The sequence below is a fragment of the Bacillus cereus group sp. BfR-BA-01331 genome, assembly GCF_022663915.1.
Lineage (GTDB): Bacteria > Bacillota > Bacilli > Bacillales > Bacillaceae_G > Bacillus_A > Bacillus_A mycoides.
Genome location: NZ_JAKUGJ010000010.1, coordinates 48,921 through 62,799, shown reverse-complemented (window position 1 = coordinate 62,799; position 13,879 = coordinate 48,921). Strand labels below are relative to the sequence as shown.

Sequence of the window (13,879 nt, the reverse complement as noted above, 5' to 3'; positions counted from 1 at the left end):
TGAAAATCCTCCCCTAATTAATTGGAAGCGTTTTAAGACAGAGAGAATACAAAAAGGCTATGAAATATAAAAAAGTTCCCTTTTTTATGATTCATAGCCATATACTCCGATTCTCCGTGACTGTCAATATTAACTTCGACGAAAATTATACAACTTTGTGACAATAATGTAAACGTTTTTATAAAGAAAGTTGTTGACGTATTTTGTTTGTGGGATTAATATTTAAATACGTTAAATATTTTATTGCTTAAATAAGAGGTGGATAACATGCCAAATGATATGACTCATATTGATAAGATTCAAGCTCTTACATTCGCTATAGGAAAGAAAATGCAAACAGAGCTATTAGAACAAATGCAAGCATCAGGACTTACACCACCGCAGTTTTATATTTTAAAGATTTTAGATCATTACGGAGCTTCAAGAGCGACACAATTGGCGGAGAAAATGTACGTGAAACCGAGTGCGATTACAGTAATGACTGATCGTTTAATTGATCATGGGTTAGTAGAGCGCTATCACGACGATAATGATCGCCGCGTTGTTGTCATTGAGCTAACGAAGAAGGGGAAAGCTACAGTAGAAGAAGCGATGGCGGCTCGTAATGAGCATATTGCAAAATATTTCTCACACTTAGAATTACAAGAGAGGGAAGATTTGTTGCGCCTCTTTGAAAAGCTAGAAACAATTATTTGTGGGAAACCAGAGAAAAAAGAGAAAAAAGAGAAAAAAGAGAAAAACTAAGAGGAATTGAGGAGATTACATGGAGCAACAAGAAAATCAGAATAGAAAGTTGTTGTTAATCGGTTTAGTAATCGCAATGCTATTTGCTGCATTGGACGGAACAATCGTTGGTACAGCAATGCCGCGTATCGTCGGTGAACTAGGTGGATTAAGTTTAATGACATGGTTAACAACAGCTTACATGTTAACATCAACAACGGTTGTACCGATTGCAGGTAAATTAGCGGATTTACTTGGGCGTCGTAACGTATATATAGCAGGATTAATTATCTTTATGGTTGGTTCAGCGTTATGTGGTATGGCAAACGGTATGACAGAATTAATTATTTTCCGTGGTATTCAAGGTCTTGGTGGCGGTATTATGATGCCAATGGCTATGATTATTATCGGAGATATGTTCACGGGAAAAGAACGTGCTAAATGGCAAGGTATTTTTGGAGCTCTATACGGTCTTGCCTCTGTAATTGGACCACAAGTTGGTGGTTGGATTGTAGACGCAGTGAACTGGAGATGGGTATTCTATATTAACTTACCAGTTGGTATTTTAGCGACAATCTTCATTGCAATGGGATTAAAAGCACATAAACAAACAGGACCAATTAAAATTGATATCGCTGGAATCTTCACGATGATTCTCGGTGTTGTAAGTTTATTACTTGCGTTAACATTTGGCGGGAAAGATTATGCATGGGGTTCTTGGCAAATTATCGGGTTATTTGCACTAGCTGCCATTGGTATTGTTAGCTTTGTTATCGTTGAAACGAAGGCTGAAGAACCAATTTTACCAATGCACTTCTTTAAAAACCGCACATTTACACTACTGAATGCGATCGGTTTCTTTATGAGTATCGGAATGTTTGGAGCAATTATGTTCGTACCGTTCTTTATGCAAGGAATTGTAGGCGTAAGTGCTGCTGAATCAGGAACGATTATGACACCGATGATGATTACAATGATCGTTATGAGTATTATTGGTGGTCAGCTTGTATTAAAAATTGGTGTGAAACCACAAATTATTACAGGGATGCTTATTATGGCTAGTGGTTTCTGGTTATTAACAACGATGGATATGCACACAACTAAGCTTACCGCTACTTCTTATATGATGGTTATCGGTTTAGGAATGGGTCTTGTTATGCCGATATTAACATTAGCATTACAAGAAAGCTTCCCGAAAAAAGATCTTGGCGTTGTAACATCATCAAGTCAATTCTTCCGTCAAATCGGTGGAACGTTTGGGATTACAATTTTAGGATCAATTATGAATAACACTTCAGGCACAACGTTAACAAATAAATTAGTACCTGTATTAGACACATTCCCAAAAGAAGCGGGACAAATGGTAACAAAATTTAAAGATATGATTCATACAGATCCACAAAGTTTATATTCTATGCTATTTAGTCCAGAGGCATTAAAACAAATGCCAGAAGCATTTTCTAATAGCATCGTACCAATTTTGAAAGGCTCTTTAGTGGACTCACTTCATACTGTATTCTTAACAGGATTGGTATTTATCGTAGTAGGTGCTATCTTTACGATTTTCTTACAGAAAATTAAACTGTCTGATCGTAAAAAAGGTGCTGAAGAGCCTGCTGTAGAAGAAAAGGAAAAAACTGTATCATATTCGTAATAAAAAAGCATCGCCATAAGGCGATGCTTTTTTTGAGTATAACCTTAAAAGCTTTTTAGTTAGAAATGATTGACGTATTTTTATAAATGCGTTATATTATTTTCTGTAAACGGTTACATGAAGTGAGGAGAAAAGAGAATGAGTACGATTAAAGACGTTGCAAAATTAGCAGGGGTATCTGTTGCGACCGTTTCCAGAGTGTTAAATAAAAATGGATATGTTCATGAGGATACATTAAAAAAAGTAGAGCGAGCAATTGAAATGCTAGATTATAAACCTAGTACAGTAGCGCGTTCTTTATATAATAAAAAGTCTCGTTTAATTGGCTTAGTTGTTCCAAATATCGTGAATCCATTCTTTCCGGAAGTTGCACGTGCTGTAGAAGATGTAGCACATAAGCAAGGTTACACAGTTGTACTTTGTAACTCTGATGAAAATTTAGAAAAAGAGAAGCAATACATTGATGTGCTTAGACAAAATAATGTGGACGGATTTATTGTAGCAACGAATCCACAAAATAGTGTTAATTACATGAATTTGTCTATTCCAGTTGTTGCGATTGACCGTATGTTTAATGAGCGCATTCCTACTGTATATGCAGATAACTATGCAGGGAGTCAGGCGGCGACAAAGTTATTAATAGACAAAGGGTGTAAGCATATTGCACATATTCGTGGACCTCGTGATGTGAGTACAGCCAATGAACGTTTTGAAGGTTTTGTAGACGTTATTACGCAAAATAATCTTTCTTATATGATTGCAGAGAGTACATTCGATCCAGCTAATAGTGAACGGGTAGCGGTGGAATTATTAGAAGAATATCCGCATATTGATGGAATTGTTGCTGGGAATGATTTAATTGCAATTGGCGTTGTAAAGGCTGCACTTCAAAAGGGAATTTCTATTCCAAACGATTTACAAATTATCGGATTCGATGGAATTTCTTTAACAGAAATGATGTATCCATCTATTACAACTGTTGCACAGCCAATTTATGAGATGGGGAAAATTGCAACAGAATTGTTGTTAGAGCAGATGGAAGGAAATCCATTAGAAGAGAAACACTATCGTTTACCGATTGAAATTATAGAAAGAAATACAACGAAGTAAGGAGATGAGACAGATGCCAAATATTGCAGTAGTAGGTAGCATTTCAATGGACTTAGTGGCTGTTTCAAAAATACGGCCGAAAGCAGGAGAAACGGTAATTGGTGAAGCGTTTCATACGATCCCAGGTGGAAAAGGGGCCAACCAAGCAGTTGCTGCAGCTAGATTAGGAGCAAATGTAGCGATGGTTGGTGCAGTAGGAAATGATGATTACGGAACAGTAGTTAGAAAAAATTTGGAGAACGAACGCATTTTTATCGACTATGTGGTACCGGTTACAGATAGGACGACAGGAATCGCTCATATCGTTTTAGCAGAAGAGGATAACAGTATTGTTGTCGTACAAGGAGCAAATGCTCTTGTAAATGAGTCGATTGTAGATCGTTCAAAAGACCTTCTTGTAAAAGCAGATATGGTTGTTCTTCAACTAGAGATTCCGCTTGAAACAGTAAAATACGTTCTAGCTATTTGTGAGGAGCATAAAATTCCAGTTATGTTGAATCCGGCTCCAGCACAAATCTTATCAGAAGATATTTTAGAAAAAGCGACTTATATTACGCCGAATGAACATGAATGTCGCATCGTATTAAATGATTTCACATCACCAATTGAAGAGTTACTTGCGAAATATCCAAATAAGCTATTGATGACGGAAGGGTCTAACGGTGTTCGTTTCCATAACGGAACGGAAGTTGTTCAAGTTCCAAGTATTGCTGTAGACGTAGTAGATACGACTGGAGCTGGTGATACATTTAACGGCGCGCTAGCAGTTGCACTTTCTGAAGGAGAAATACTTCAAAAAGCAATTCGTTTTGCGAACATTGCTGGTGGTCTTTCTGTAACGAAACTTGGGGCACAGGGCGGTATGCCAACGAGAGATAGAGTACGTGAAGTGCAGGTGATTGTCGGATGAAAAAACACGGTGTATTAAATAGTGAAATTGCGGCGGTCCTTGCTTCACTTGGACATACAGATACGATTGTAATTGCAGACTGCGGGTTACCTATTCCTGATGGAGTAAAACGGATTGATTTAGCAGTTGAAATCGGAAAACCTAGTTTTTTAGACGTATTACAAGTTGTTGCTGATGATATGGCAATTGAAAAAGTGACGTTAGCAGAAGAAGTTATTATGAATAATGCAGAGGTAAATAAAGAAATTGAGATGCGATTAATAGAGCCAGCATTTGAATATGTGTCTCATAAGGAATTTAAAGAGCATACAAAGAGAGCGAAGGCGATTATTCGTACAGGAGAAGCAACGCCTTATGCGAATGTTATTTTACATGCAGGCGTGATTTTTTAATAGAGGGATGTGATGAGAATGCATATTGAAATGAAGAACATTTCAAAAGCGTTCAGTGGTAATCCTGTTCTAAAAAACGCACAGTTTATGATTGAAACAGGAGAAGTCCATGCATTGATGGGGGAAAATGGAGCGGGGAAATCGACGCTCATGAAGATTTTAACAGGTGTATATAAAAAAGACAGTGGAACAGTCATGATTGATGGGAAAGAACGAACTTTTAAAAATGCGAAAGAAGCTGAAGAGTATGGTATTGCATTTATCCATCAAGAGTTGAACATATTACCGAATTTAACGGTAGCTGAAAATATGTTTCTTGGCAAAGAGTTAATGTATGGGAAAACGGGCATTTTACGTACGCGTCAAATGAATGCGATTGCCCAGCAACAATTAGCAGATCTTGGTCTACATGTGAGAGGCGCTATGCTAGCAGGTGAATTATCTGTTGGACAACAGCAAATTATTGAAATTGCTAAAGCATTAATGACAAAGGCGAGCGTTATTATTATGGATGAACCTACAGCAGCATTAACAGATCGCGAAATTGAAACGCTGTTTATTGTTATTAATAAATTACGTAAAGAGGGCGTTTCATTCGTTTATATTTCACACCGGATGGAAGAAATTTTTTCAATATGTGATGCCATTACGATTTTGCGTGATGGAGAATATGTAGGGAAGAGATTAATTCCGGAAACATCATTTGATGAAGTAGTTAGCATGATGGTGGGGCGCAGTATTGGTCAACGTTATCCAGAGCGAAATAGTCAAATTGGCGAAGTGATTTTTGAAATGCGTAACGGAACGAAAAAGGGGAAATTTGAAAATGTTTCGTTTCAAGTTAGAAAAGGTGAAATCCTTGGTGTTGCGGGCTTGATGGGAGCTGGTCGCACGGATATCATGAAAGCAATATTTGGATATGAACCGCTCGATTCAGGAAAGATTTTTATGAATGGACAAGAAGTAAAAATTGATAGTCCAATTGATGCGATTAGACAACGAATTGCCTTTATTACAGAGGATAGAAAATCTGAAGGGCTTGTGTTAGATTTTTCGATTCGTGAAAATTTAGCTTTACCAAATTTAGAAAGTCTTTCAAAGGGAAGCGTTGTTAATAAAGGTTTAGAACGGCAATTTACAGAGGATATGATGAAGCTTCTTAATGTGAAAGCAGCAAACGGAGAGCAAGCTGTAAAATCTCTTTCGGGTGGAAATCAGCAAAAGATTGTAATTGCAAAATGGTTAGGTATTCATCCGCAGTTACTCATTTTAGATGAACCAACGAGAGGTGTAGATGTTGGGGCTAAAAAAGAAATTTACTCTATTATGAATAAGCTTACCGAGCAAGGAGATTCCGTTATTATGGTATCGTCTGAGCTTCCAGAAGTTTTAGGAATGAGTGATCGTGTTCTCGTCATTCATGAAGGGAAAATCGGTGGTATTTTAGAGAAAGATCAGGCATCGCAAGAGTCTATTATGGCACTAGCTACAGGGGGAGAGTAAGATATGGCTAAGAAGGGGAATGTATTACAACAACTTGGTTCTTTAATCGGATTAGTATTAATTATCGTAGTAATTACAGCTTTAAATCCAGCATTTATTGAAATTCCAAATTTATTTAATATACTGCGCCAAGTATCGATTAATGCACTCATTGCATTTGGAATGACCTTCGTTATTTTAACAGGGGGTATTGACTTATCGGTAGGTTCTATTTTAGCATTATCAAGTGCACTTGTTGCCGGAATGATGGCAAGTGGCATGGATCCGTTCCTTGCAATGGCAGTTGGATTATTAGCAGGTCTTGCAATGGGGATTGTAAACGGTATCATTATTGCGAAGGGAAAAGTAGCTCCGTTTATTGCAACTTTAGCAACAATGACTATTTTTCGTGGGTTGACGCTTGTTTATATGGACGGACGTCCGATCACTGGTCTTGGTGATCATTTAATGTTCCAAATGTTTGGCCGTGGTTATTTCCTTGGTATTCCTGTGCCAGCCGTTACAATGATGATCGCTTTTGCAGTACTGTACTTTATTTTAAAGAAAACAACGTTTGGTCGCCGTACGTTTGCGATTGGTGGAAATGAAGAAGCGGCAGCTTTATCAGGTATTAATGTTACGAGAATTAAAGTAATGATTTACGGTCTTTCCGGAATTTTGGCAGCGCTTGCAGGTATTGTCTTAACATCAAGGTTAGATTCTGCACAGCCGACTGCTGGTACTTCTTACGAATTGGATGCAATTGCTGCAGTTGTGTTAGGAGGAACGAGTCTTTCAGGTGGAAGAGGATGGATTGTTGGTACATTCATCGGTGTGCTTATTATTGGTGTACTAAATAACGGTTTAAATTTATTAGGTGTATCTTCTTTCTTCCAACAAGTTGTAAAAGGACTTGTAATCTTACTAGCTGTACTAATTGATCGTCGAAAAGAAGCGTAATGGAGGGGCAATTCATGAAAAAATGGTTACTGATACTCGTTGCATGCATCATGGTAGTTACTGCTGGTTGTTCAATGGAGCCACCAGAATGGGCAAAGGATTCTAGCGATAAAGGTCGAAATAAAACTATTAAAGTTGGATTTTCTGTTTCAACTTTAAATAATCCATTTTTCGTCACGTTGAAAAAAGGTGCAGAAAAGAAAGCAAAAGATAGCGGCATTGAATTAATTGCTGTTGATGCACAAAATGATGCAGCGAAGCAAACAAACGATGTTGAAGATTTAATTCAAAAAGGTGTCGATGTAATTGTTATTAATCCAACCGACTCAGATGCTGTTGCTTCAGCGGTAAGTGCAGCCAATGCGGCCAATGTTCCTGTTATTACAGTAGACCGAGTTGCAAATTCAGGTAAAGTTGTTTCTCACATAGCTTCCAACAATGTAGAAGGTGGTCAAATGGCTAGTGATTACATTCGGGAAGTAGTTGGTGAAGGAACAAATGTCGCTGAGTTAGAAGGAATACCTGGATCGTCTGCTGCTCGTGAGCGTGGGAAAGGATTCCATAACGTAGCTGATAAGTCTTTAAAAGTAGTAGCAAAACAAGCAGCTGATTTCGATCGTGCAAAAGGGTTATCCGTTATGGAAAATATTTTGCAAGCAAATAGCGATATTAAAGCGGTATTTGCTCATAATGATGAAATGGCATTAGGCGCAATTGAGGCATTAAAATCTGCTGGTAAAACGGATGTAGTCGTTGTTGGATTTGATGCAACGGATGATGCTGTAAAAGCGGTTAAAGATGGGCGTATGGCAGCAACAGTCGCTCAAAAACCGGAATTAATCGGAGAGAAGGCGATGGAAACAGCAAAAGAGATAACACAAGGTAAAAAAGTGGACAAATTTATTCCGATTGAATTAGAGCTTATTAAGAAAAAATAAATAAATATAAAATGAAAATTAGGAAGGAAGAATAACAAATGAAATTTTTTATTGATACAGCAAACATTAACGAAATTAAAGAGGCAAATGCATTAGGCGTAGTAGCTGGAGTAACGACAAACCCATCACTTGTAGCAAAAGAAGGCGTAGATTTCCATGAGCGTATTCGTGAAATTTGCAGCTTTATTGAAGGACCTGTAAGCGCAGAAGTAATTAGCTTAGAAGCTGATAAAATGATTGAAGAAGGAAAAGAGTTAGCAAAAATCGCTCCAAATGTTGTTGTAAAAGTTCCAATGACAACAGAAGGCTTAAAAGCAGTAAAAGCATTCTCAGATTTAGGAATTCGTACAAACGTTACATTAGTATTCTCAGCAGTGCAAGCATTACTTGCAGCTCGCGCTGGTGCGACATACGTTTCACCGTTCTTAGGTCGCCTAGATGATATCGGTCATAACGGTATGGACTTAATTCGCCAAATCGCAGAAATCTTTGCAATTCACGGCATTGAAACAGAAATCATTGCAGCATCTGTACGTCACAGTGTTCACGTAACAGAAGCAGCATTAAACGGTTCACATATTGCAACAATTCCAGCAAACGTAATCGCTTCATTAGTGAAGCACCCATTAACAGATCAAGGAATTGAGAAATTCTTAGCTGATTGGGAAAAAACACAAGAGAAATAATACGAAATGGAGAACCCAAGTTTAATTAACTTGGGTTCTTTTTTCGTTTGAAAGAATTTTCATGCAATTTTGCATATTGTCTTTTAAATTTTTAATATAAGCTATTTAATATATACAAATCACTCTTTATTTTTCACATTTCGACATAAAAAGATAGAGGGTCTGACCAGAAAACTGGAGGGCATGATTCTATAACAGAAAGCTTATTTCTTATAGAATCATGTCTTTTATTATACAAGGGAGGATAGATTACATATTTTTATCTGAAGTTTAAGATTGATACAAGGGGATGATTAAAATGAGAAAAAAAGCGCTATTTAAAGTGTTGTCATCATTAACGATCGCAACACTCATCGGATGCTCAGCTGTAATGAGTGCTCCGTTAGCATATGCAGAAACGTCAGCAAAAGAAGGTGTGTCTACAACGCCAATTGATCATAACTTAATTCAAGAAGATCGTTTAGCGGAAGCGCTGAAAGAAAGAGGAACAATTAATCCAGCATCGTCTAAAGAAGAGACAAAAAAGGCCGTAGAACAATATATTGAAAAGAAACAAGGGGATCAGGCGAATAAAGAGATTCTTCCCGATGCGAATCAAGAAGCATCTGATTTCGTGAAAAAGGTAAAAGAGAAGAAGATGGAAGAAAAGGAAAAAGTAAAGAAAGCTGAAAAAAATGTTAGCCCTGAGCAAAAGCCAGAGCCAAATAAAAAGCAATTAGATGGGAAAGTTCCAACTTCTAAGGCGAAACAAGCTCCATATAGTGGACCTGTCCGCAATGATAAAGTGTTAGTGTTACTCGTTGAATTTAGTGATTATAAACATAATAATATTGAGCAAACACCAGGTTATATGTATTCGAAAGACTTTAGTAGAGAGCATTATCAAAAAATGTTATTTGGTAATGAGCCTTACACATTGTTTGATGGTTCGAAAGTAAAAACATTTAAGCAATATTATGAAGAACAGTCTGGTGGTAGTTATACGACAGACGGATATGTAACAGAGTGGTTAACTGTTCCAGGTAAAGCCGCTGATTATGGTGCTGATGGTAGTAGCGGTCACGATAATAAAGGACCAAAAGGTGCGCGTGATTTAGTGAAAGAAGCATTAAAAGCTGCAGCGGATAAAGGATTAGATTTATCTCAATTTGATCAATTTGACAGATATGATACAAATGGTGATGGTAATCAAAATGAATCTGACGGTGTAATTGATCATTTAATGGTAATCCATGCTGGTGTTGGTCAAGAAGCTGGTGGCGGTAAATTAGGTGATGATGCGATTTGGTCACATCGTTCAAAATTAGCAACAGATCCAGTAGCGATTGAAGGTACAAAATCAAAGGTAGATTACTTTGGTGGAAAAGTAGCGGCTCATGATTACACAATTGAACCAGAAGACGGTGCAGTAGGTGTGTTTGCACATGAATTTGGACATGACCTTGGTTTACCAGATGAGTATGATACGAATTATACTGGAATGGGATCACCTGTCGAAGCTTGGTCATTAATGAGTGGAGGTAGCTGGACAGGAAAAATCGCAGGAACAGAGCCAACTAGTTTTTCACCACAAAATAAAGATTTCTTACAAAAGAATATGGGTGGAAACTGGGCGAAAATTTTAGAAGTAGATTACGATAAAATTAAGAGTGGTGTAGGCGTTCCTACATATATTGATCAAAGTGTTACGAAATCCAATCGTCCAGGTGTCGTACGTGTTAACTTACCAGGTAAAAGTGTTGAAACAATTAAACCGGAGTTTGGAAAGCATGCATATTATAGTACAAGAGGAGATGATATGCATACGACATTAGAAACACCATTCTTTGATTTAACAAAAGGAACAAATGCGAAATTTGATTATAAAGCGAATTATGAACTAGAAGCAGAGTGTGATTTCATCGAAGTACATGCTGTAACTGAAGATGGAACGAAAACATTAATTGATAGATTGGGAGAAAACATAGTCCAAGAAAATAAAGATACAACAGATGGAAAATGGATTGATAAATCATATGATTTAAGTCAATTTAAAGGGAAGAGAGTTAAACTACAATTCGACTATATTACAGATCCAGCTTTAACATATAAAGGTTTCGCAATGGATAATGTAAATGTAACAGTTGATGGACAAGTAGTATTTTCAGATGACGCAGAAGGACAGTCTAAAATGAAGTTAAATGGATTCGTTGTTTCTGATGGGACAGAACAGAAACCTCATTATTATTATCTAGAGTGGAGAAACTATGCTGGATCAGATAATGGATTAAAAGCGGGAAAAGGTCCGGTATATAATACAGGTCTTGTCGTTTGGTATGCAGATGATAGTTTCAAAGATAACTGGGTTGGGTTACATCCAGGTGAAGGCTTCCTTGGTGTTGTAGATTCTCATCCAGAAGCGATTGTTGGAAATTTAGGTGGGAAACCAGCATACGGTAATACTGGAATTCAAATTGCAGATGCTGCATTTTCATTTGATCAAACACCTTCATGGAGTGTAAATTCATTTACACGAGGACAGTTTAATTATACTGGATTACAAGGTGTTACAACGTTTGATGATTCAAAGGTATACAGTAATAAGCAAATTGCTGACGCAGGACGCAAAGTTCCAAACCTTGGCCTTAAATTCCAAGTTGTTGGACAAGCAGATGATAAGTCTGCAGGTGCTGTTTGGATTAGACGTTAATGCGGGATAAAATAAAAGCACACTCTTCATATGAAGAGTGTGCCCTTTTATTTGTACATTAAGTTATTATTTTAGCTTATGTAATACAAGTGTTTATCCATATGTAGTGTATCAAATTATGTGTGGAAAAGAAATATTTCCGAGGAAATTGTCGAAGTATCGTCGATATTTATTCATTTTCTTTTTTAAAAGGAGAAAGTAGTATTGCTTTTATATGCAAGTTTATTTACATTGATATTTGGTTATATACAAAAGTAATATATATTAGGCAATAAAAAGAGTTCTATTTAATAGAACTCTTTTTTGATGAGTAGAAAGGAGGGGGGACAAATGAAAGAAACAATTGCATGTCCACAATGTGAAGAGAATATTACTGCACAACATATTATCGACATCCCACATCCTTTTTCATTAAGGTGTCCGCATTGTAAGGTGAAGCTGAAAGAAATGAGGATAACACCATGTTTAATATTAGCGGCAATCTGTGTTATCCCACTGTTTATTATTATTGGAGAGAGTATTAAAGAATTGCTAGTAAAACATTTTTCTATTATAGACAATGTACCAACCGTACTTATTTTCTTCTTATTTTGTTATCCGTTGTATTATTTCTATGAAAAATATAATGCCATATTATTCATTAAATATGGTTTATTGAAAGTTAAAAGTTGAATTGAATAGGAGATTATCATTATGTTGTGGAAAATTTATTTGGTAATTGTAGCGATATTAGCTATTACTTCGCTAGTGAGAGGGATGTTTCAAACACCGATTCAAAAGTTTGATTTTGTAGTGTCTATTATTACATGGATAGGACTATTTGGATTTGTTTTTGATGTACAAATATTGACGCCGATCGTTTGGCAATGCATCTTCGTATTTAGCATCATTTGGACGTTAACTGCAGTTTTTGTTTTACGATTATATGAAGAGAAAGATGAGCCATTACCTTTTGTATTTAAATTAATTGGCATTATCCCAACTTTTCCGTTATATTACGGATTATATCAATATGCATTTTAAAAAAAGACAATGATGGAATTAACCCATCATTGTCTTTTTTACTTTGCTTCTTACAAAAATCATTCCAGCAAATGTTAACAAGAATGCAGTTCCGATAACGAAGCTGACGCTAGGCGATGCCCCGATTGCTCCGACTGTAAAGGAGCCAGCAACAACTCCTAACGAGAAGAATGCATAAAACAATCCGAATGCTTTCCCTCGGTTACTATCTGTTGTATTTTCAACAAGTAAAGCATTAATTGCTGGGAAGAGGATAGCGAATCCAATTCCATAAATCATCATAACGATAAAGAGCATGCCTTTTGTTGTAAATAATCCGAGTAAAGATAACGCTAGTGCCATTACTGCAATCCCGATTAGCATTAGTTTGGAACGATTAAATCGATCGTAAATGCGATTTGTTGGCAGTAAGAAGAAGAGGATAGCGGTAATGCCGAATACACTTAACATCATGCCTGTTGTAGATGCTTTAAGTGCTAATGCCTCAACTTTTACTGGTAACATATAAGTGACAATCCCTTGTGAAAACATTAGTGTGAAAGCACCAATATATGCTTGTAATAACGGTTCTGATTTCAATAGTTCCATCATATCTTCTTTGTTCATCATTTGTGTTCTTGATGTATCTTTTCTTGATACGTTATTTGGTAAGAAGAATAGAGATACGATTGTACCAAGGACCATTAAAATAGAAATAGTAATGAACACCCACTCTATACCAGCTGTTGCTTTCATAATGCCGCTGAAAGCAGGTCCTACGATTGCAGCTGTTCCAACAGCGGCACCAGATAGAGCCATTGCTTTACCCTGCCTTGCTGAATTCGTTTGCTTTGATAAAAACGTAAAGGCAGCAGGAATTAAAAATCCGTCACTAAAACCGTGCATAAAGCGCACAACTAATAGTTGTTCACCACTTTGAACAACGGTGTATAACAAGACTATGAAACTCGTAATTCCCATGCTTATATAAAGGATTTTTTTTGCACCAAATTTATCGACAGCGGCTCCAGCGATAATATTACCGATCATATTAGCGAATGAGTACATACCGATAACTAGCCCGATAACAAGAGGGGTTCCTCCAAGACTTTGAGCGAAAGTACTCATAATAGGTAATTGTGAAAATGTATCTAAAAACGCTACGATAACAATAAAGTAAATAAAATATTTCAAGCGATATTCACCTCTCCTATGCTATTATGGCATAATGCTAATTTCAACCGCAATGAAATTAGCATTAACAGATGTGGAAAAAAGTACAAAGTGACAAAATATTGAACGTTATTTGTTAAAATTTAGTGGAAATGAGATT

Annotated in this window: 13 protein-coding genes; 12 read left to right on the top strand and 1 reads right to left on the bottom strand. The window is 36.8% G+C overall.

Annotated features, from left to right (window positions below; all coding sequences use genetic code 11):
- The first annotated feature begins 267 nt into the window (after positions 1–267).
- The 12 genes from MR155_RS18690 to MR155_RS18635 all read left to right on the top strand — a co-directional run bounded on the left by MR155_RS18690 (position 268) and on the right by MR155_RS18635 (position 12,567).
- Positions 268–744 (top strand): MarR family winged helix-turn-helix transcriptional regulator, encoded by a 477-nt coding sequence (locus MR155_RS18690; RefSeq protein WP_078176722.1) that lies wholly within the window; start codon positions 268–270, stop codon positions 742–744.
- Between the two features lie 19 nt (positions 745–763).
- A complete protein-coding gene (locus MR155_RS18685; RefSeq protein ID WP_242310825.1) occupies positions 764–2,377 on the top strand; it encodes an MDR family MFS transporter in 1,614 nt (537 codons plus the stop codon).
- A 138-nt stretch (positions 2,378–2,515) separates the two neighbouring features.
- On the top strand, positions 2,516–3,487 hold the full coding sequence (rbsR, locus tag MR155_RS18680; protein WP_242310824.1) for a ribose operon transcriptional repressor RbsR: 972 nt from the start codon (positions 2,516–2,518) through the stop codon (positions 3,485–3,487).
- A gap of 13 nt (positions 3,488–3,500) precedes the next feature.
- Positions 3,501–4,397, top strand: a complete 897-nt coding sequence (gene rbsK, locus MR155_RS18675; RefSeq protein WP_002134392.1) for a ribokinase — start codon at positions 3,501–3,503, stop codon at positions 4,395–4,397.
- On the top strand, positions 4,394–4,789 hold the full coding sequence (gene rbsD / locus MR155_RS18670; protein ID WP_002090928.1) for a D-ribose pyranase: 396 nt from the start codon (positions 4,394–4,396) through the stop codon (positions 4,787–4,789). Before rbsK ends, rbsD begins: the two co-directional genes overlap by 4 nt.
- Positions 4,790–4,807: 18 nt before the next feature.
- Positions 4,808–6,292: a ribose ABC transporter ATP-binding protein RbsA gene (gene rbsA, locus MR155_RS18665; protein ID WP_016093332.1), complete on the top strand. Its 1,485-nt coding sequence runs from the start codon at positions 4,808–4,810 to the stop codon at positions 6,290–6,292.
- 3 nt (positions 6,293–6,295) lie between these two features.
- Positions 6,296–7,231: an ABC transporter permease subunit gene (locus tag MR155_RS18660; protein ID WP_001074640.1), complete on the top strand. Its 936-nt coding sequence runs from the start codon at positions 6,296–6,298 to the stop codon at positions 7,229–7,231.
- A gap of 14 nt (positions 7,232–7,245) precedes the next feature.
- Complete coding sequence (gene rbsB, locus MR155_RS18655; RefSeq protein ID WP_002090926.1) at positions 7,246–8,169, top strand: ribose ABC transporter substrate-binding protein RbsB; 924 nt, start codon at positions 7,246–7,248, stop codon at positions 8,167–8,169.
- A 38-nt stretch (positions 8,170–8,207) separates the two neighbouring features.
- Entirely contained in the window at positions 8,208–8,855 is a 648-nt protein-coding gene (gene fsa, locus MR155_RS18650; RefSeq protein ID WP_000667669.1) for a fructose-6-phosphate aldolase, read from the top strand.
- Positions 8,856–9,153: 298 nt separating this feature from the next.
- A complete protein-coding gene (gene inhA2 / locus MR155_RS18645; RefSeq protein ID WP_242310823.1) occupies positions 9,154–11,544 on the top strand; it encodes a M6 family metalloprotease immune inhibitor InhA2 in 2,391 nt (796 codons plus the stop codon).
- 330 nt (positions 11,545–11,874) lie between these two features.
- Positions 11,875–12,216: a hypothetical protein gene (locus MR155_RS18640; protein WP_002029794.1), complete on the top strand. Its 342-nt coding sequence runs from the start codon at positions 11,875–11,877 to the stop codon at positions 12,214–12,216.
- A gap of 21 nt (positions 12,217–12,237) precedes the next feature.
- A complete protein-coding gene (locus MR155_RS18635; protein WP_063225703.1) occupies positions 12,238–12,567 on the top strand; it encodes a hypothetical protein in 330 nt (109 codons plus the stop codon).
- 18 nt (positions 12,568–12,585) lie between these two features.
- On the opposite strand, the gene MR155_RS18630 is transcribed toward MR155_RS18635, so the two are convergent.
- Positions 12,586–13,740 carry an MFS transporter gene (locus MR155_RS18630; protein WP_242310822.1) on the bottom strand — a complete coding sequence of 385 codons (1,155 nt, stop codon included), beginning with the start codon at positions 13,738–13,740 and terminating at the stop codon, positions 12,586–12,588.
- Positions 13,741–13,879: the final 139 nt, after the last annotated feature.

Bases quoted from the DNA above. Each gene is read 5' to 3' on its own strand.
- rbsB (WP_002090926.1), top strand. From the start codon at position 7,246: ATGAAAAAATGGTTACTGATACTCGTTGCATGCATCATGGTAGTTACT.
- rbsK (WP_002134392.1), top strand. From the start codon at position 3,501: ATGCCAAATATTGCAGTAGTAGGTAGCATTTCAATGGACTTAGTGGCT.
- MR155_RS18660 (WP_001074640.1), top strand. From the start codon at position 6,296: ATGGCTAAGAAGGGGAATGTATTACAACAACTTGGTTCTTTAATCGGA.
- MR155_RS18690 (WP_078176722.1), top strand. From the start codon at position 268: ATGCCAAATGATATGACTCATATTGATAAGATTCAAGCTCTTACATTC.
- rbsR (WP_242310824.1), top strand. From the start codon at position 2,516: ATGAGTACGATTAAAGACGTTGCAAAATTAGCAGGGGTATCTGTTGCG.
- MR155_RS18640 (WP_002029794.1), top strand. From the start codon at position 11,875: ATGAAAGAAACAATTGCATGTCCACAATGTGAAGAGAATATTACTGCA.
- inhA2 (WP_242310823.1), top strand. From the start codon at position 9,154: ATGAGAAAAAAAGCGCTATTTAAAGTGTTGTCATCATTAACGATCGCA.
- fsa (WP_000667669.1), top strand. From the start codon at position 8,208: ATGAAATTTTTTATTGATACAGCAAACATTAACGAAATTAAAGAGGCA.
- MR155_RS18635 (WP_063225703.1), top strand. From the start codon at position 12,238: ATGTTGTGGAAAATTTATTTGGTAATTGTAGCGATATTAGCTATTACT.
- rbsA (WP_016093332.1), top strand. From the start codon at position 4,808: ATGCATATTGAAATGAAGAACATTTCAAAAGCGTTCAGTGGTAATCCT.
- MR155_RS18685 (WP_242310825.1), top strand. From the start codon at position 764: ATGGAGCAACAAGAAAATCAGAATAGAAAGTTGTTGTTAATCGGTTTA.
- rbsD (WP_002090928.1), top strand. From the start codon at position 4,394: ATGAAAAAACACGGTGTATTAAATAGTGAAATTGCGGCGGTCCTTGCT.